The sequence below is a fragment of the Citrobacter sp. wls711 genome, assembly GCF_005281055.1.
In the GTDB taxonomy this organism is placed as follows: domain Bacteria; phylum Pseudomonadota; class Gammaproteobacteria; order Enterobacterales; family Enterobacteriaceae; genus Citrobacter; species Citrobacter gillenii.
On record NZ_SZXC01000021.1, the window covers coordinates 1 to 18,764 of the forward strand.

16 protein-coding genes are annotated in these 18,764 nt (G+C 50.2%); 2 read left to right on the forward strand and 14 right to left on the reverse strand.

The genetic code is table 11. The annotated features are described in order from the left end of the window. Nucleotides 1-76 precede the first annotated feature (76 nt). From FDW98_RS07170 to flhD, 7 genes are all read right to left on the reverse strand, one after another. Nucleotides 77-3,559 carry an autotransporter outer membrane beta-barrel domain-containing protein gene (locus tag FDW98_RS07170; RefSeq protein ID WP_096757458.1) on the reverse strand — a complete coding sequence of 1,161 codons (3,483 nt, stop codon included), beginning with the start codon at nucleotides 3,557-3,559 and terminating at the stop codon, nucleotides 77-79. A gap of 342 nt (nucleotides 3,560-3,901) precedes the next feature. Then, nucleotides 3,902-4,405, reverse strand: a complete 504-nt coding sequence (cheW, locus tag FDW98_RS07175) for a chemotaxis protein CheW (protein WP_096757459.1) — start codon at nucleotides 4,403-4,405, stop codon at nucleotides 3,902-3,904. Nucleotides 4,406-4,430: 25 nt separating this feature from the next. Beyond that, nucleotides 4,431-6,455, reverse strand: coding sequence for a chemotaxis protein CheA (gene cheA / locus FDW98_RS07180; RefSeq protein WP_096757460.1), 2,025 nt, complete (start codon nucleotides 6,453-6,455; stop codon nucleotides 4,431-4,433). A 4-nt stretch (nucleotides 6,456-6,459) separates the two neighbouring features. After that, nucleotides 6,460-7,389, reverse strand: coding sequence for a flagellar motor protein MotB (motB, locus tag FDW98_RS07185; protein ID WP_096757461.1), 930 nt, complete (start codon nucleotides 7,387-7,389; stop codon nucleotides 6,460-6,462). Beyond that, on the reverse strand, nucleotides 7,386-8,273 hold the full coding sequence (motA, locus tag FDW98_RS07190; protein ID WP_096757462.1) for a flagellar motor stator protein MotA: 888 nt from the start codon (nucleotides 8,271-8,273) through the stop codon (nucleotides 7,386-7,388). Before motA ends, motB begins: the two co-directional genes overlap by 4 nt. Before the next feature lie 125 nt (nucleotides 8,274-8,398). Continuing rightward, nucleotides 8,399-8,977, reverse strand: a complete 579-nt coding sequence (flhC, locus tag FDW98_RS07195; RefSeq protein ID WP_161959006.1) for a flagellar transcriptional regulator FlhC — start codon at nucleotides 8,975-8,977, stop codon at nucleotides 8,399-8,401. Between the two features lie 2 nt (nucleotides 8,978-8,979). Continuing rightward, the gene (gene flhD / locus FDW98_RS07200) at nucleotides 8,980-9,321 is read right to left on the reverse strand and encodes a flagellar transcriptional regulator FlhD (protein WP_137399382.1); all 342 of its coding nucleotides are present in this window, start codon (nucleotides 9,319-9,321) and stop codon (nucleotides 8,980-8,982) included. A 792-nt stretch (nucleotides 9,322-10,113) separates the two neighbouring features. Between flhD and uspC the strand changes: the two genes are divergently transcribed. After that, on the forward strand, nucleotides 10,114-10,542 hold the full coding sequence (gene uspC / locus FDW98_RS07205) for a universal stress protein UspC (protein WP_096757465.1): 429 nt from the start codon (nucleotides 10,114-10,116) through the stop codon (nucleotides 10,540-10,542). 17 nt (nucleotides 10,543-10,559) lie between these two features. Here the strand turns inward: uspC and otsA are convergent, their stop codons facing one another. From otsA to FDW98_RS07235, 6 genes are all read right to left on the reverse strand, one after another. Continuing rightward, nucleotides 10,560-11,981: an alpha,alpha-trehalose-phosphate synthase gene (otsA, locus tag FDW98_RS07210; RefSeq protein WP_096757466.1), complete on the reverse strand. Its 1,422-nt coding sequence runs from the start codon at nucleotides 11,979-11,981 to the stop codon at nucleotides 10,560-10,562. After that, nucleotides 11,956-12,759 (reverse strand): trehalose-phosphatase, encoded by an 804-nt coding sequence (gene otsB / locus FDW98_RS07215; protein WP_096757467.1) that lies wholly within the window; start codon nucleotides 12,757-12,759, stop codon nucleotides 11,956-11,958. The genes otsA and otsB overlap by 26 nt, the downstream gene beginning before the upstream one ends. Before the next feature lie 123 nt (nucleotides 12,760-12,882). Further along, the gene (araH, locus tag FDW98_RS07220; protein ID WP_096757468.1) at nucleotides 12,883-13,869 is read right to left on the reverse strand and encodes an L-arabinose ABC transporter permease AraH; all 987 of its coding nucleotides are present in this window, start codon (nucleotides 13,867-13,869) and stop codon (nucleotides 12,883-12,885) included. 14 nt (nucleotides 13,870-13,883) lie between these two features. After that, nucleotides 13,884-15,398: an L-arabinose ABC transporter ATP-binding protein AraG gene (araG, locus tag FDW98_RS07225; RefSeq protein WP_096757469.1), complete on the reverse strand. Its 1,515-nt coding sequence runs from the start codon at nucleotides 15,396-15,398 to the stop codon at nucleotides 13,884-13,886. Nucleotides 15,399-15,512: 114 nt separating this feature from the next. Then, the gene (locus tag FDW98_RS07230) at nucleotides 15,513-16,502 is read right to left on the reverse strand and encodes an arabinose ABC transporter substrate-binding protein (protein ID WP_096757470.1); all 990 of its coding nucleotides are present in this window, start codon (nucleotides 16,500-16,502) and stop codon (nucleotides 15,513-15,515) included. A 316-nt stretch (nucleotides 16,503-16,818) separates the two neighbouring features. Then, on the reverse strand, nucleotides 16,819-17,376 hold the full coding sequence (locus FDW98_RS07235; protein ID WP_096757471.1) for a DJ-1/PfpI family protein: 558 nt from the start codon (nucleotides 17,374-17,376) through the stop codon (nucleotides 16,819-16,821). A 500-nt stretch (nucleotides 17,377-17,876) separates the two neighbouring features. Between FDW98_RS07235 and FDW98_RS07240 the strand changes: the two genes are divergently transcribed. Then, entirely contained in the window at nucleotides 17,877-18,380 is a 504-nt protein-coding gene (locus FDW98_RS07240; protein ID WP_096757472.1) for a non-heme ferritin-like protein, read from the forward strand. 80 nt (nucleotides 18,381-18,460) lie between these two features. Here the strand turns inward: FDW98_RS07240 and FDW98_RS07245 are convergent, their stop codons facing one another. Beyond that, nucleotides 18,461-18,712 carry a DUF2766 family protein gene (locus tag FDW98_RS07245; RefSeq protein ID WP_096757473.1) on the reverse strand — a complete coding sequence of 84 codons (252 nt, stop codon included), beginning with the start codon at nucleotides 18,710-18,712 and terminating at the stop codon, nucleotides 18,461-18,463. Between the last annotated feature and the right edge of the window lie 52 nt (nucleotides 18,713-18,764).

Sequence of the window (18,764 nt, forward strand, 5' to 3'; positions counted from 1 at the left end):
CCGATCCTTAACTGATCAGCATTACAGCCACAGGCTGGGGTATTGTCAACACCATCAATATGATAACTTCCATCAACTACCAGCTGTAACGTACATTTAAGCTACCACTGAGATCGCCATAGTCATTACGTCCTTTTTGACCCGCCACTTGTCCAGTGATGCTCCACTGGCTATTCAGATTCGCCTGAATACCCACTTTCACCTCAGCGCGATCTGCCGGAAGATCCTGTTTCACCTCCGCGCCATCAAACGAAACAGCAACATCATCACTGGTGTGTAACCAGTTCACTTCCGCAAACGGCTGGATCACCGACGTGGTATTCTTGCGCAACTTGCCATCTACCCGCAGCCCCAGACGCGTGGTCCAGCTGTCACCGTTTTGTCCGTCAATGCGCGTTCCATTCTGCACGACTACGTCCGCTTTATATTGCTGCCATGTCACCTGAGCCTGAGGCGTCAGGCTGATGGTATTCTGGTGCTCAAGACCAATATCATACCGATAGCCTGTTTCCAGAGAGAGCGAGCTGGCCGTCGAATCATAATCCTTTGAGCCCGCGTCACCGTTATCCACGCTGTTATTGTAGAAGCCATACTGATACCAACTGTCCACATACAGTCCGCTGTGATTCTGCTCATCCGCAAACCAGGTGGCATAAGCCCCGAGGTTGTAACCGGCTACGTTACCACTGGCAGAGAACTGGCTCCCGTCAGCACCACGATTACCGGTGCTGTCCGTGTCGGCGTTAATGTAGCTCACCATCAGCCCCGCTTTCAGGCTCTGCTCGCCATTATCCCAGCTCAGCACATCACCACCTATCTGCAACTGAGAGTAGTTATTGTCAATATCCACATGGCCGTCAGCTGCCGTTGATGACGCTTCCCCCGTTTTAAAGCGCATCCACATACTGCCGTCATCGGTACGTAATTGACTACCCTCGCGGTCATAAAGGGTTTGCATTTGCAGATTACGTGCCATCCACTGGTTGCCCAGATAAGCGCCAATATCTGCCCGATACTGCGGGTTTACCGGCGTAACATCGCCGCCGTCATACGGGTCTACCGGCGCAACATCGCCGCCATCATACGGGTCTACTGGAGTAACATCACCACCGTCGTCAGGATCTACCGGCGTAACATCGTCGTCGTCATCAGGATCTACTGGCGGAACGGCCTGCGAGCGCAGATACCAGTCACCGCCATCTTCATACAATCGATATTCATACAAACCCGTCTGCACCTGATTACCCTGAGTAAAAACACCATCAAACTGGCCGCCGACATCAATCACTTCAATACCCTTTGTTGTTAACGCCCCTTCCCCCCCGATATTATTGACATAGAGCGTCGTGCTACCGGAAGTATCACCGGTAATAATCACTTTATCCGTCGGTGAAGTGTCATCCCCCAGTTGCGTGTTCAGATAAAGATTACCGTTATCGCCGTGATAATCCCCATCAATCGTCAGCGTTTTGAATTGGTCGTTCTGTGAAGGAATCTCAAATACAATATCTCCGGCATTATTTAATTGGGTTAAAGAAGAATTCTCGGTAATTGTCCAGCGTGTCTGTTCAGCCAGCGAGATATTCAGTGAAGAGTTTACCGTCGGATCGGTGTTAACAAACGTCGCCCCCACAAACTGGGAACCAGACGCCATATCCAGTGAAATACTGCCTTCACCCGCGCTAATGATGTCGCCTGTAATACCCATGACACCAGAGCCTGTCACGGTACCGCCGGGTAAGAGATTTCCCGCATTATCGGTAACAACCGGAACAAAAATAGCGACGCCATCCTGGGTTTTAATTGTGGTGTCACCGGTCAGCGATATTGCACCGCCTTGCTGTACCACCACACCGTAGCCATTTTCCCCACTCGCCGTCATATCAATGGTCATATTTTCACCATTAATTATTCCTGGCCGATTTAAGTCATTGCTGCCTATTGCCCATAAACCATAGGAACTGTTATCGCCACTCATAATAATGTCAGTATTGGCGACATTAATAACAGCACCGCTGTGTTGCGCTGAAACGCCATAACCATCGATAGCGTAAATAGCATTCCGATTGTCGGTATCCCCTTTAAAATCAAGTGTACTGCCAGAAGTCGCAGCGATACCGTTGGTCGCAGAGCCAGAAATAGCCGTACTTCTGCCGTCAACAACGCTACCGGTACCAATCTTCACATCGCCACCCTGGGCAATGATGCCCACAGACTGAGCGGTGTTGACTGTCAGCTCTTCCGCCTGGAATTCTCCCCCCGTCACCCAGAGGGTTGTACTTTCACCTGTCGCACTAATGGTGCTATTTTTCCCCAAATCGGCAAAACCGGCATCCATCATGATGGCATTCGTGAATTGCCCTGTAACATCAACTGTCAGGTTATCCGCAGTAAATTCAGCACCCGTTGCAGCACCATTTATCGATACCCCTGCGCCGTAAGAAAACCCGTCCATCGAGATGGAGGAGCCCGTGCCTAAATCCACGCTCGTACCGGCACCCTCAATAGCAATCCCCCGACCTGTACCCATTGAATTCCCGTCGGTGCTCACCTGAAGGGTCAGGGCATTAGCCTGGAAGGAACTATTCGCCCCCTTGACAGCAACGCCTTCTGAAAGATCGCCGCTACCATTAAGAATAACGGTGCTATTGTCGCCTAAGTCAGCATGACTATTAGCGTGTAATATCACACCCGAGACGGATGACCATTCGGCAAGCCCGGTAGCAGTGAGGGTAAGTTGGTCGGCATCTAGCATTCCATCATCACCCAACTCAATACCTTTCGTCATATTATTCCCTTCGGTAATAATATGACTGTTTGCACCTAAATCGATTTTGGCATTACCAGCACTTTGAATCCCCCATGCGGAGTTGTCCTGACTCGTCGAATGGATATATCCATTATCCATTTTGAATGAACCACTCCCCCCCTGTAAATAAACACCGCGGGCATCTCCCACCTCGCCCATTCTATAATCAGTCTCAGTGCTGACTGTGATAGCGCTTCCGCTACCAAGATCAACGTTGCTGTCTTTACCTGAATTTTTAAATCCATAAACATTATTTTTTCCCGACACATCGATAATAAGACCAGATGCTGTTACTTCTGTGCCTGGGTTCGTTCCGGAAATCAACACGCCGGTTGTATTTTTACTTGAGGTTTGTGTGGCATCGGTGTCGGCGACATGAATTTCAGTATTCACGCCCAAATCATTTTTGACACCATTATCCAGAGAAATCCCGGTAGACAGGGTTTCACCGGATACGTTGATAATTGCTTTCCCCTTCACCTGTAAGCCATCACCACCGGTATTGATACTCTCAACACCGGTGGTGTTTGTTTGTCCATCTGCCGTAACCACATCATTATCGTTCAATTCGATCGACGCGCCGCTTTGCGGTCCTAAATCTGCAGCATTAACAACGGCTGTACACATCAATGCGGCAAGTCCTGTTATCTTTACGCTATTACGTATTCCATTACCGCCATTCGCAAACTCAGAAGCAACCACAAACATATTACGCGTTGCGCTCCAAATTATATTATATATGGTATTCATATTTAGCTCCCTCTACACAGATAGATAGAAAAAAAAGCAATGCAGGGCAATCATATATATTCAAGATATATATACAAACCAGAATGCAATATAATTTATTTATATTAATTAAACAGTCAAGACAGCATTATATACATAGTTCACTAAGTGATTATATAAATAACCACTAGCTCCATTAAAAATAATAAATACACATAGAACAAATGAATAATATAAATAAAAGCATTCAGCCTACAATTAAATAGACACCAGGTTTTCACGCATAAAAAAACGCCCTCTATATGCAGAGGGCGTTTTATAATTTCCAGACAGGCATCATAAATAGTGTTTTTTTACTATGTCTTATGCCACATTGGAAGCAGCAATATCCAGCAATGCCATTTCATCGCTGTTCAGCAACTTCTCGATATTAACCAAAATCAGCATCCGATCGCCCAGTGCGCCCAGCCCCGTCAGGTATTCCGTTGACAGCGTAACCGCAAATTCTGGTGCCGGGCGAATCTGATCGGTCGTCAGCGACAACACATCCGACACACCATCCACCACGATCCCCACCACGCGTTGACCCAGATTCAGCACAATCACCACGGTGTTCTCGTTATAGTCAACGTCGCTCTGGCTGAACTTCACGCGCAGGTCAACGATAGGCACAATCACACCACGCAGGTTGGTCACCCCTTTAATAAAAGACGGTGTATTGGCGATACGCGTGACCTGATCATAACCACGAATTTCCTGCACTTTCAGAATATCGATACCGTACTCTTCATCCCCCAGTGTAAACACGAGGAATTCCTGACCTGACGGTTCGCCGGCCAGTTTAGTTACATTACTCATACCGGTCATATTATTCCCTTTCTCACTCAATCAATCAGGCGGCGGTGATCGCCACACGTTGTTCGCGGTTTAACCCCTGCAATGCAGAGACATCGACAATCAGCGCGACGCTACCGTCACCAAGGATCGTTGCGGCAGAAATGCCTGGCACTTTGCGGTAATTGCTTTCCAGGTTTTTCACCACCACCTGGTGTTGGCCAATAAGCTGATCGACCAGCAACGCATAGCGACGTCCCGCACTTTGTAAAATCACCACAATGCCCTGAGTTGCTTCGGTTTTTGCGCCGTCAACCTCGAAGACTTTCCACAATTCAACCAGCGGCAAATATTCCCCACGCACTTCAAGCACGCGTTCTCCCCCGGCCAGCGGGTGCAGATCTTCTTCGCGGGGTTGCAGCGATTCCATCACCGCGTTCAGTGGCAGAATAAACACCTCATCCGCCACGCGCACGGACATGCCGTCCAGAATCGCCAGCGTCAGCGGCAGCAAAATTCGGATGGTTGTGCCCTGGTCCTGCTTCGACTGGATCTCAACATGGCCGCCCATTTCCTGAATGTTACGCTTCACCACGTCCATCCCAACACCGCGACCAGAGACATCCGTCACCTGCTCGGCGGTCGAGAATCCCGGCGCGAAAATCAGCATGCCGACTTCGTCATCGCTCATGTTTTCATGGATCGGCATGCCCTGTGAGATGGCTTTGGCCAGGATGCGCTCACGGTTCAGGCCCGCGCCATCATCGGTGACTTCGATGCAGATGTTCCCGCCCTGGTGTTCAGCAGACAGCGTCAGGTTACCGACCGGATTTTTCCCGGATTCAAGGCGTTTTTCCGGCAGTTCGATACCATGGTCAAGACTGTTACGCACCAGGTGGGTCAGCGGATCGATAATGCGTTCAATCAGGCTCTTATCGAGTTCGGTGGAGCTACCAATTTGCGTCAGCTCAACCTGTTTGCCCAACTTGCCCGCCAGGTCACGAACCAGACGCGGGAAGCGGCTGAAGACATACTCCATTGGCATCATACGAATCGACATCACCGATTCTTGCAAATCACGGGCGTTACGTTGTAACTGACCCATGCTGGTGATGAGATCGCCATGGTTTACCGGATCCAGTTCATTCGAACGCTGAGCCAGCATCGACTGCGTGATCACCAGTTCGCCGACCAGGTTAATCAACTGGTCGACCTTCTCGACCGCCACGCGAATGCTGGTAGATTCGCTGGCACGCGCGGGTTTTTCACGCTCAACGCGACCCTGCGGCGGTTCGGTGGAGGCGACTTTAACCACCGGAACCGTGGCAACAGGCTGCGGTTGTACTACCTCGGTCGCGGTTTCAACGGGGGCGGCAGTAACCGTGGTAAACGCGATTTGATCGGCTTCGATGACAAAGCAGAGCACCGCGACGATATCATCTTCCGCGAGGTCGCCATCAATCGTTGCCGACAGCGTATCGCTGCTTTTGACCACATCCGTTAAGGTCGCCAGGTTCCCCAACTCTTCTTCCAGTAAATCCACTTCTCCAGCTTTCAGACGCGACAGAACGATCCGTTTTTTAACCTCTTCAGCAGCAACAGTTTCCTGCGCCATCGTCTCTTCCTGCAGCGCCGTGCCGTCAACAACGCTCAATTTTGCAGTGTTGACGACCGCGGGTGCGGTTTCACCTTTTGCTTCGAGCGCTAACTGTCGTAGCGCATGACAAATATACTCAAAGCTGGCGGCATCCGGCTCTGCTGAACTTTTATAGGCGTCGAGCTGTTCTTGCATAATATCTTTTGTTTCCAAAAACAGGTTGATAATGTCGGCATTGAGCTGCATCTCGCCACGCCGCGCTTCATCCAGCAGGTTCTCCATTAAATGGGTCGTTTCCTGCAAAATAGTAAAGCCGAAGGTGCCCGCCCCGCCTTTAATCGAGTGCGCCGCACGAAAAATGGCATTCAGTTGTTCGGAATCCGGAGATTCAGGGACCAAATCAAGCAGGTGCTGCTCCATGTCAGCCAACAGTTCGTCAGCTTCATCAAAAAAGGTCTGATAAAAATCGCTAATATCCATGCTCACGCTATCACCTCGGATTGGCTGGTGGCGATGTGGGAACGCTTGCCGGCGGAATGACCGCTGGCGGTTGTAAGACACTTACCGGCTCATTCTGGCTTTCAGCGTTTTCATGCAAAATGGCCTCTTCTGCCTGCTTATTAAGCACCAGCAGACTTATACGGCGGTTGATGGCGTCCTCAGGACCGCGATCGCTCAGACGCATCGTGGCGGCCATACCTACCACCCGTAATACTTTCCCCGTGTCCAGACCACCGCTGACCAGTTCGCGGCGTGAGGCGTTTGCGCGATCAGCAGACAGTTCCCAGTTGCTGTAGCCTTTCTCACCGTTGGCGTATGGAAAATCATCCGTATGACCGGACAAACTAACGCGGTTGGGGATACCATTCAAAACCGGCGCAATCGCCCGCAGGATATCGCGCATGTAAGGTTCAACCTCGGCACTGCCGGTCTTAAACATCGGGCGGTTCTGACTATCGATAATCTGAATACGCAGCCCTTCCTGTACCAGGTCGATTTTCAAATGCGGGCGCAGCGCGCGTAGCTTCGGATCGGACTCAATAAGCTGGTCCAGGTCGCCACGTAATTTACTCAGGCGGCTTTGTTCCATGCGCTTTCTCAGCTCATCAATATTCGGCTGCCGGTTCACTTCCCCTTGCTGTTGGGTGTAATCATCTCCCCCACCAGGGATCGGGCTTTGGCTGTTTGAAATACGATTTCCACCGGTTACCGCGGTGGCCAGAGGCGTACGGAAGTATTCGGCAATCTGGATCAGTTCTTTCGGACTGGAAATGGAAATGAGCCACATCACCAGAAAGAACGCCATCATCGCAGTCATAAAGTCGGCGTAGGCAATTTTCCATGAACCATGCGCCCCACCACCGTGACCTTTATGTTTTCGTCGCTTGACGACGATAATGGGATGGGCCTGATTTTTCATGCTTCCTCAGTCGTTTGCTGTGCCGTTGGATTTCTCACCGCACGGACATGCTCTTCCAGTTCGATAAACGACGGACGTTCGCTGGAATACAGTGTTTTACGACCAAATTCGACGGCAATCGGTGGAGCGTAGCCGTTCAGGTTGGACAGCAGCGTGATCTTCACGCACTGCATCATTTTGGTCGTTTCGGCACTTTTCTGACGCAACACGCTGGCGAGCGGTGAAATAAAACCATAGGCCAGTAAAATCCCGAGGAAGGTCCCCACCATAGCATGTGCGATAAGCGCCCCCAGTTCAGCCGCCGGACGGTCGGCCGAGGCCAGCGCATGTACTACCCCCATCACCGCCGCGACGATACCGAAAGCCGGTAATGAGTCGCCGACCATCGCCAGGCTGTTAGCTGGGACTTCCGACTCACTTTCATGCGTTTCAATTTCTTCGTCCATCAACGCTTCAATTTCAAACGTATTCATATTGCCGCTGATAATCAGACGCAGGTAATCGACGATAAAATCCAGCATGACGGCATCCGCGATAATGCGCGGGTAGCTGGCAAAAATTTCACTTTCTTTGGGGTTTTCGATGTCGCGCTCAAGCGAGAACATACCCTGCTGGCGCGACTTGGCCATCAGGCGATACAACAGCGCCAGCAGATCCATATACATGGCTTTGGTGTATTTTGAGCGACGAAAGAGCAACGGGATCGCTTTCATCGTCCCCTTAATGGCTTTGCCGTTATTACCGACAATGAATGCCCCGATACCCGCGCCACCAATGATCACCAGCTCAGCCGGTTGATAGAGTGCCCCAAGGTGTCCGCCGGTCATCATATAGCCGCCGAAAACTGTACCAATAACAACCAGGTAACCTATTAAGATCAGCACGATATCATCCTTTCGCAATTGACTATGACAGGATGCGCAGTCGGGCAGTTAACTCAAAGGTCGGGACAAAAAAAAGCAGCGGTAATGGCTTACCGCTGCTGGAGTGTCTATCCACACCGTATCAGTTAAACAGCTTGTTCGATCTGTTCATCCAGCAGTTGTGGAATAATATCGGCAGCATTCTGGGAAAGTTTACGTCTTTTTACGGCACGTGATGGCGGCTGACATAAACTGCAGGCAAAGCTGCCCACGGGTTGGTGCGCGTGAGTAATAAAATTACCGCCGCAGCAGTTGCAGGTAGACAGTTCCAGCAACCCGCTGTCAACAAAACGGACCAGTGTCCATGCGCGGGTTAACGCCAACAACGGCCCTTCAGCTGGCTGTGGGCACTGCTCAAGATACAGGCGATACGCCTTAATAACGGCATCGACACCGCTACACAGGCCCGTTTTGAGCAAAAATTGCCATGCGTTGCAGAACATAGAAGCATGGATATTTTGCTCCCACGTCATAAACCAATCGGTAGAAAAAGGAAGCATCCCTTTCGGCGGAGGGCTACCGCGTAATTCTTTATACAGCTTGATAAGGCGGCCACGGCTGAGTTGCGTTTCGCTTTCCAACATTTGCAAACGGGCGCCCAGTGTGATTAATTCCATGGCTAACTGGATATCACGTGCTTCCTGAACGATGCTTTTTTCGCTCATCATCACGCCCTTTTCTTACGCGCCGCATCATTGATGTCGCTTAACAGACGCGTTGAAAGCATGATACCTGTGTGAATTTGCTGAAGATCGTCGACGCGAGAGTCTTGCGTCAGGCGAGTGACCGTTTGATGATCGTCGAAACGAAAATGGCAGACCAGTTGGTTAGTTTCAGCCAGTTTGACCATTTGAGGAAGGGTTAAGGTTCCCAGCGTGTCCGCCATCTCTTCGCTGATACCAAGGCGAAACATCGCGGAGGCCTTGTCCTGAACGATTAGACGTTGTGCAAGCAATAAATATGACAAATTTATGTCATAAATGTGTTTCAGCAACTCGGATGTATGCATTATTTGCATCCATAATAACCAACATTATTTTTATGCGGTGTAACCGCACCCCGTGATGTCGCCGGGAAGGCCCGGTAAAAAAAAAGCAAAAGGTCAAATACATAGCAGCGTTACGGCTTACGCGTTGTGTAAACATCCCTTTTTAAGAAGGCCGCGTTCCTTACAAGCTCACATCAATTCTTACAAATGCCTAAGATTTTTCCTAATTCGACGCAACTCTACCCGCCACCAGTTACACATACAACGGAACCCTGCTGCGAATTTAAAGAATATGTGATGCAGATCACATAAACCAGCTAAACGTTTAACATAAATCCATCAGCACAGCTTTTATTTTGGTTATTTTGTAGCCAATAACTCACTCTATCGATTCCATACACCCGAATATTCTTGCAATAAAAGCGAATAGTCCTTTGTTTACGACAGTTAATATCACTGCGCGAAATAACGAGCGAGATCACAGATTTACAATAAACTGCTTTCTCACTTTATATCTTTATAAACAATGAGTTAAATATTTAACCTCATGAACTAATACCGTCAGGTAACGATATGCAAAATGTTAATTTATGTTTGTTTTTTATTAACATATTGTTTTCATTAGCCGAGAATTTCACTTAAATTGATTGAACAGATTTTCAGCTTTTGTGATCTGATTATTCTATTTATAAGAATAATTAATGAATAATTATGATGACATTCACACTATTACAGTATGAAAAATTGCAGTATGAAAGAAGCGAGAGTAACGCTAAAAGTCCTCTCATAATTCTTGTATTTAAGGAGCGAGTTATGAGCTACATGCACATTCTTGTCGCTGTTGCCGCCACCCCCGAAAGTCACCAGTTGTTAGCAAAAGCCGTTTCTATTGCGCGCCCTGTCAATGCGCGCATTAGCCTTGTCACCCTGGTCTCCGATCCCGAACTGTATAACCAGTTTGCGGCCCCCATGCTGGAAGACCTGCGTGAGGTAATGCAAGAAGAGACGCTGAATTTTATCGATAAACTCACCCAGCAGGCGCAGTACCCCATTGAGCATACCTTTATTACCTATGGGGCACTCAACGAACATATACTGGATATCTGTCGCAAACACGCCGTCGATCTCGTCATTTATGGCAACCATAATCACAGCTTCTTTTCGCGAGCATCCTGCTCGGCGAAAAGCGTGGTCAGCGCCAGCCAGGTCGATGTGCTGTTGGTGCCGCTGGCAGGCGATTAATGGCCGTATCCTCGTCGTCAGGCCAATTTAGGAAAGTCAGCTACGGTGTCATGCGGTTGGCTTTCAGCATGACGTGGCGTGATCTTTTTTAAGTCGCGGATAAAGTGTGCCTGCCAGTTGTCGATATCGTTTTTAACGATAATGTCCAGCATCTCAGCGTGGCGGGAAATACGCTCAGCAAGCGGCATGGTTAGCGCGCGGTTTAATGCACCCGCAACATCATCTCTGTCATAGGGATTAACGATCAGCGCCGAGGTCAGTTCATGTGCTGCCCCGGCAAATTGTGAGAGCACCAGCACGCCAGGATTGGCGGGATCTTGCGCTGCCACAAACTCCTTAGCGACCAGATTCATGCCATCGCGCAGTGGCGTCACTAACCCAACATCCGAGTAGCGGAAAATTTTCATCAGCAATTTACGATCAAAATACTGATTCAGATAATAAAGCGGCGTCCAGCCCAGTTGCCCATACTTGCCATTGATGCGCCCGGCCTCGGTCTCCAACTGGTGGCGAATATCCTGATAGGCCTGCACTTCTTCACGCGACGTCGGGGCGATTTGGGTATAGCGAATTTTACCGTGGTGCTGAGGGTAATGCTCCAAAAGGGCCTCGTAGGCCTGAAAACGCTCCGGCAAGCCTTTGGAGTAGTCCAGTCGCTCAACCGAAAAGATATTCTGCACATTTTTTAGCTCGGCCTTGAGCTGCGCCATTTTCGGCGGCAGAGGCCCCGCCGCCTGGCGGGCAATTTCATCGGGTTCAATGCCGATAGGATAAACCTGGGTACGGAACGCCTTTTTCCATGCCTGATGATGATTGTCGCCCCGCGAGGTGACTCGGGTTTGTGCACTCAGCGCATCAAGAAACGCCTGACGGTCGTTTTCGGTCTGGAACCCCAGTAAGTCAAAATCGCACAGTTGCTCAAGCAGCACATCATGCGGGGGCAATGCGTTGAATATCTCCGGCGTCGGGAACGGAATATGCAGGAAAAAACCGATACGGTTGTTCACGCCACGTTTCCGCAGCTCGCTGGCAAACGGTAATAAATGGTAATCATGAACCCAGATGATGTCGTCATCATTCAGTAAGGGCCGCAGTTTCTCAGCCAATAATGTATTGACCCGCTGATAGCCTTCCCAAGCCGGGCGCTGAAATTGCACCAGATCCAGGCGATAGTGGAAAGCAGGCCATAAAACGGCATTCGAAAACTGGCAGTAATACTCCTCGTAATCCTGCTCACTCAGATTAAACGATGCCCAGGTGATATTGCCGCGGGTGACTTTTTTTAGTGGTTGGTCTTCATTACCCGTCTCACCGCTCCAGCCAAACCACAGCCCCCCCGCCGTTTTCAATGCCCCCAGCACACCGACCGCCAGGCCGCCAGCACTGCCTTTATCATCCGGTGAGGCAATTCGATTAGAGACTACGACTAAACGACTCATGGTCATCTCTCCTGTCATTCGTTGCTTTTTGTTCTTGCTGCGGACAGTTGATCTGCTCCAGCCAGCGCCAGACATCTGTTACGCCCGCCAGACGCCACATCGCCTGGGTCGCGCCGCTCCCCACCTTCACGGAAATGCCGTCTGCGCGGTTTACCACAGCAAAACCCGCCTCATCGGTTAAATCATCACCAACAAAAACAGGGGTGCGCCCGGCAAAAGGGGCTTCCTGCATAAATGCAGCAATCGCTTCCCCTTTGTTCGTCCCCTTTGGTTTTATCTCAACCACACATTTTCCGGGCTGCAGGGCGAGCTGGGGCCATCGGCGCGTGATGCGTTCAGCCAGCGCCAGCAGCGCCGCCTCATGCTGTGGGGCCTGTCGATAATGCAAAGCAAACGCCATGCCTTTTGTTTCTAACGTCGTACCGGGCATGTTCGCCAGTGCAACATGCAATAGCACGCTAATGTCGTGTTCGACGTCCTGAGGAAGCCGGACTATGTGGGTGTGACCCTTGATGTCGCGGCGCTCAGCCCCGTGCACGCCGGCAAGCGGAAAACGTATGGGATGAGTGAGTGCGTCAAGCTCAGCCATTGAGCGCCCTGAAATCAATGCCAGTGCTCCCGCATTGTGCGTCGCCAGGCGATGTAATAATTGCAGGATCGTCTGCGGGACGGTGACCTGATCGGGATGCGGTTTTATCTCAGCTAATGTTCCGTCGAGATCAAAAAAATAAGCACAGTTTGCGGATAGTTCAGGGGGTACGGTTCGCGATACTGTCACCCGGTGCTCCTCCTTATCTTTATGCAGCTTGAGGTATGACGGGTATAAGTATAGACAGTGTGACCAGGCTCGCCATTTGCAAAAACAATCGCCAGCCGGTATAGCAAGTTGGCCGTTAAATCATCAAATAGTACGCTTCGCTTTTTGCTTGTAGCGGTCGAAGATCACCGCCGCCAGCAGGATTAGGCCACGGACAACGTACTGGGCGAACGGAGAAATGTTCAGCAGGTTCATCGCGTTTTCAACCGTCCCGAGGATCAACACCCCGGCTACCACATATGAGATTTTTCCGATGCCACCTTTCAGCGAAACGCCTCCCAGCACGCACGCTGAAATCACTATCAGTTCATAGCCAATAGACGTCATTGGCTGACCGCTGGTCATACGCGACGCCAGGATAATCCCCGCAACGGCCGATACCAGGCCGGAAAGAATGAAGATAATAATCTTCGTACGGACTACCGGAACACCAGCCAGACGCGCCGCTTCTTCATTACCGCCAATAGCCAGCGTGTTACGCCCAAAGGTGGTTTTATTCAGCAGTAAGCCAAAAATAATGAAGCAGCCAACGGTTAACCAAATAGGCGCAGGCAGACCCAGCCAGTTCGCATAGCCGAGGGCGAAGAAGCGCTCATCTTCGATTCCAACCGCTTTACCGTCAGAGATAATGTAGGCCAGACCGCGCACAATCTGCATGGTCGCTAGCGTGGTAATCAGCGCGTTTATTTTTAAACGGGCAATCACGAAGCCGTTCACCAGGCCGCAAAGAACCCCCAGCAGCAACCCGGCGGCGACGCCTATCCACAGACTTTCAGTCATGTTGATGACCACCGCGGTGGTAACCCCGGCACAGGCAATTACAGACGCAACAGAGAGGTCAAAGTCGCCGGAGGCCAGGCAAAACAGCATCCCACACGCGACCATTCCCGACATGGAAACCGCCAGGCCCAGCCCCTTCATATTAATAAAGGAGGCAAAGTTCGGCACAAAGAGGGCGCACACCAGAAACAGCACGGCGAACACCACCAGCATCCCGTACTGATCCCAAATTCTGCCAAGATTAAGCGCTGATTTGGTTGCGCCAGAACCCGATGTAGAAACGGAAGACATCATACTCTCCTTATTCAGGCTACAGCCTGGCTGACTTTAGGCATAGCAAGGCTCAACGCCTGACGCTCATCCGCCTGTTCGTGGAGCAACACACCGGCAATTTCACCTTCTCTCATCACCACAATACGGTCGGCGACGCCAAGAACTTCCGGCAAGTCACTGGAGGCAAACAGCACGGCAACACCGCGCGCCGCCAGGGCATAAATAACGTTATAAATTTCATGCTTCGCGCCCACATCGATGCCGCGCGTCGGTTCATCGAGCAAAATCACCTTCATATCTTCCGATAACCAGCGGCCGAGAATCGCCTTCTGCTGGTTACCACCAGAGAGGTTCATGATCAACTGCTCTGCTCCCGGCGTTTTAATATTGAGTGAGCGGATATGGTGGTCAGCGTTAGTCTCTTCCCAACCGTTGTTAATCAGGCATCCGCCCAGAACATGTTTACGCCGGGCGCTAATATTGATGTTGTTACGAACCGAATGGACCGGAATAATTCCTTCGGCTTTGCGGTCTTCCGGACACAGCATCATGCCGGCCTCAATCGCGTGGCTGGGTTTACGGATATCAATCGGCTTTTCATCAATAAACACCTGACCTTCGGTGATTCGTGTTCCGCCAAACAGCCCTTTCATCAGTTCGCTACGCCCGGCCCCGACCAGACCAAACAGCCCAACGATTTCACCACTGCGCACCGATAAACTGATCGGCGTACGCACGCCTGGCGCTTTAACCTCATGCAAGCGCAGGCGTTCTGTGCCATACGGTCGAGATTTCCAGCCGTAGATATCGCCGAGGTCACGCCCCACCATGGCCTGCACCAGCGCCTCGTGATCGACCTGCTGCATATCGGTAAATGTCTTAACGTACTGCCCATCTTTAAACACGGTAATTGCATCGCTGAGGGCGAAGATCTCTTCCATACGGTGCGAGACATACAGGATGATGCGCCCTTCGTTGCGCAGTTCGCGAATAACGCGGAACAGGTTCTCTATCTCCCTGGCGGAAAGCGAGCTGGTAGGTTCGTCAAATGCGATGATTTTGGCGTTACGCGCCAGCGCTTTGGCAATTTCCACCATTTGCCACTGGCCAATGGAGAGATATTTCAACGGCGTGGACGGATCGATATCCATCCCCAAATGTTTTAGCTGTAAACCGGCTTCGTAGTTCAGCAGCGAGCGGTTCACAATCCCACCCTTGTGGGGCAGTTGGCCTAAGTAAATATTCTCGGCGACGGTCATTTCCGGCACCAGATGCAGTTCCTGGTAAATAATGGCGACACCGGCATTCAGCGCGGTGGTGGTGTCCGCAAACGAAACCTCCTCGCCGCGGATCACCAAAGAACCCGTCGTTGGCGCATAGTTACCGCTGAGAATTTTTAATAATGTTGATTTCCCGGCGCCATTTTCACCCATCAGTGCATGCACCTGACCGGCATAGCAGTCAAAGCTAATATCCGTTAGCGCCTTAACGCCAGGGAAGGTTTTGCCAATGCCGCGAAATGAGAGATACGGGGTAGACTGTTGCATAACGTCTCCGTGAATCTAATCTGTTGCCGGATAGCGGTGTTGCCGTATCCGGCCTACTGAGGGCGTAATATGTTGGCCGGATAAGATAGGTTTAAGTCTTATCCGGCATTGACATTACTTGCCGCCTAAACCTTTTTTCGCCAGCTCTTCTTTGAAGTTGTCGCGAGTAATCAACACCACGTCTGTCACTTCAGTAAATGCCGGTGGCTCAGCGCCTTTGGTCACCCAGTTGTAGAGCATTTCACTGGATTTATAGCCGTGTACATCCGGGCTTGGCAGCAGTGAGCCGTAGAAGCCGGTCGCCTCACCTTTTGACAGTTCGCTAATCGCATCAACACCGTTAATACCGATACCAATCACGTTTGGCGCTTTAAAGCCCTGCCCTTCGGTCGCACGCACGCCACCCAGCACAGTGTTGTCGTTCATGCCGACGATCAGCCAGTGTTTAACTTCAGGATGCTGAACCAGCATAGAGTTCGCGGCGTCGAATGCGCCGGGGATATCATTAGATTTGGTCGGGACCTGATAGATCTGTTTTTCCGGGAAGCCCGCAGCTTTGAGCGCGTCCATTGAACCAGACGTACGACGACGCGCGGTATCCAGTTCGTTCGCGGTAATGGCCATCACAGCGGAGGATTTCACATCCCAGCCGCGTTTTTGCATTTCTTTGTACAATTCCTGGCCCTGGCGCTCACCAATTTTGGTTGCCGCCATCATCACCAGCGGCACGGTGTCCATCGGTTTACCTTTGGCGTTGGCAAACTGGTCATCGACAGCGATCACTTTCATGTCGTAGCCACGCGCCTTCGCCATAATCGCAGGCCCCAGTTTGGGATCCGGCGTACAAATAACAAACCCTTTTGCCCCACTTGCCGCCAGGCTATCGATGGCATTCAAGGTTTTCTCACCGTCCGGGACGGCAATTTTAATCACTTCAAAACCCAGATCTTTACCGGCTTTATCAGCAAATTTCCATTCCGTCTGGAACCAGGGCTCTTCCGGTTGCTTGACCAGGAAACCGAGCTTCATGGATTCAGCGATAGCGGATTGTGACATAACGGCGGCCAGACCGATGGCCGCCAGCGCTTTAGTGAATTTGTGCATGGTTAACTCCAGCTTTAACGTTCTTTTATATAGGGTAAAATCAGACGATTTTTTGTAATTCGGACGTAAAACAAGGCATTACCTTTTATTGATAAGATCAATGCCAGTGCTGAGAGTAGTTGTAGCGGGAAATTGATTCTCCATAAGAGAGCGGCATCACACCACAGAATTACAGTAATTGCGTACATAAATTCAGTGGGAAATGACATAAAAAAACGCGGTTTTTTTGGTGGGGAAAATGAGACGCAGCAGATTAATCCATAACGTCAGTCAGTGAATCCTTGTTCCCGAATGCACACATTCGGGAACGCAATGATTACCAGGGGTAATAAATATGTTCGGCATGGTCGCGAACAGGGGCATCATCTTCCAGCAGACGAGCAGAAACGGCAAAAGCAAAATCAAAAATATGACCTAAGCCTTTGCCGCTGATTAGATTGCCATCTTCGACTACCGGCGCGTCGATGTATTCACCTTCCGTGACATTTTGCCACAAATCCCCTGAGCACACGTAGCGACGGTCCTTCAGCAGGCCGTTACCTCCCAGAACCCGGGCGGCGGCCGAGCACACCGGACAAATCAGTTTTCCGGCGGCATCATGACGCGCAATAAACTGGACAACCGCATCGCTGGCGGCAAGATTCACGCTGCCCTGCGGCCCACCGGGTAACACGACGGCGTCATACATCGTCTCCAGGCGGGCAGCCAGGGTGCTGTCAGTGACCATCGGAATATCGTGATAGCTCACTACCGCACGGGACTCGGCGCAGGCCAGCGTCTCAACGTCAATATGCAGACGGCGAAGAATATCGATGGTGACAATGGCTTCAGCCTCTTCAAATCCGGGTGCCAGCAGCACCGCGACCTTTTTCATACTTAATTCCTCGATTTATCCACATCAATCAAACCATAAATGTCGAATTATTAATGTCATTTGATTAATGCAATTCAGTAAAATTGATCAGGCGCAAAAAAACGTCGAATATTGAGAACTCGCACCGAGGATACCTTGTCGGAAAATTTAATTTTGTGATATGAAACGCCATTTCATTATCTTTATTTAAATTTAATAACTTTAAAATCAGTTTGTTACATTCACTCCCGCTATACATCAAAATATTAAGAGCAAGAATATTCTTATAACAATATGTAAAAAAAAATAAATACGAACATTTAAGGATTTTCTTATGTGTGAGTAGGCGCTATGCTTATTTTCGATCGGCATAGAATTGCCTCAGTGATGATATAAAGGACCGGCAGAACGGATTTATTCTGCTAACAGTATTACGTGTACGTAGATGTAAAGTGCAACGGCAGCCCGTTGTACTGACGTGAGTAACGTACATTTTCCATTCTGGAAATAAGGATATTGATATGGCTGCAGTTGGAATTGTTCACAAACTCAACACCCAAATGAATCTTGAGTTTTATGCATCAAACCTCTACCTTCACCTCAGTGAATGGTGCTACGAGCACAGTCTGACCGGCACCGCAACGTTTCTGCGTACGCAGGCACAGAGCAACGTCACGCAAATGATGCGCGTGTTTAATTTTATGAAAAGCGCGGGTGCCAACCCCATTGTCAAAGCCATCGACGTGCCAGACGATGAGTTGACGTCTCTTGAAGACTTATTTCAAAAAACGCTGGATGAATATCAACAACGCGCCAACACACTGTCACGCTTAACAAATGAAGCGGAAGCATTAAACGATGCGCCAACCGTTGATTTTCTTCACGATCTGGAAAAAGAGCAGCAGCAGGATGGTGTGCTGTTGCAAACGATTCTTGATGAGGTTCGTAGCGCCAAACGCGCCGGACTGTGCATGGCGCAAACGGATAAGCATCTGCTAAACGTCGTTAACCACCAGTATCACTGATACTCGGCACTACCCTGTCTGCGCCTCTGTATCCAAGAGGCGCAAAAAAACCTTTCTAAAACCTGAAACAACGGTTTATTTTAGTGAGACTCACTTTGCGGCGTGAACTTCAGTTCGATCAACGCAACGGCTTTTTGAATAGCCCGCATCGTAACCGGATCGCCACCTGCGGGATGACTGGAAAAATCGATGCTTTTCAGCTGGCTGGACATTTTTTCCCGCACTTCGACCGGGGCAATGACATCAATAACATCCAGAATTTGCTTAATAACCAGCTGGCAGGCAACAACGTCCGAGAGCAGTTCCTGATCGGCATTCAGTGTTTGGGACATAATGAGCTCCTTATAGAAAGGTTGTCATAGTAGCCATTCAGCGTGCGAAACG

Bases quoted from the DNA above. Each gene is read 5' to 3' on its own strand.
- uspC (WP_096757465.1), top strand. From the start codon at position 10,114: ATGAGCTACATGCACATTCTTGTCGCTGTTGCCGCCACCCCCGAAAGT.
- araH (WP_096757468.1), bottom strand. From the start codon at position 13,869: ATGTCTTCCGTTTCTACATCGGGTTCTGGCGCAACCAAATCAGCGCTT.
- flhD (WP_137399382.1), bottom strand. From the start codon at position 9,321: ATGCATACATCCGAGTTGCTGAAACACATTTATGACATAAATTTGTCA.
- FDW98_RS07235 (WP_096757471.1), bottom strand. From the start codon at position 17,376: ATGAAAAAGGTCGCGGTGCTGCTGGCACCCGGATTTGAAGAGGCTGAA.
- FDW98_RS07245 (WP_096757473.1), bottom strand. From the start codon at position 18,712: ATGTCCCAAACACTGAATGCCGATCAGGAACTGCTCTCGGACGTTGTT.
- FDW98_RS07170 (WP_096757458.1), bottom strand. From the start codon at position 3,559: ATGAATACCATATATAATATAATTTGGAGCGCAACGCGTAATATGTTT.
- cheW (WP_096757459.1), bottom strand. From the start codon at position 4,405: ATGACCGGTATGAGTAATGTAACTAAACTGGCCGGCGAACCGTCAGGT.
- FDW98_RS07230 (WP_096757470.1), bottom strand. From the start codon at position 16,502: ATGCACAAATTCACTAAAGCGCTGGCGGCCATCGGTCTGGCCGCCGTT.
- araG (WP_096757469.1), bottom strand. From the start codon at position 15,398: ATGCAACAGTCTACCCCGTATCTCTCATTTCGCGGCATTGGCAAAACC.
- motB (WP_096757461.1), bottom strand. From the start codon at position 7,389: ATGAAAAATCAGGCCCATCCCATTATCGTCGTCAAGCGACGAAAACAT.
- FDW98_RS07240 (WP_096757472.1), top strand. From the start codon at position 17,877: ATGGCTGCAGTTGGAATTGTTCACAAACTCAACACCCAAATGAATCTT.
- flhC (WP_161959006.1), bottom strand. From the start codon at position 8,977: ATGAGCGAAAAAAGCATCGTTCAGGAAGCACGTGATATCCAGTTAGCC.
- otsA (WP_096757466.1), bottom strand. From the start codon at position 11,981: ATGAGTCGTTTAGTCGTAGTCTCTAATCGAATTGCCTCACCGGATGAT.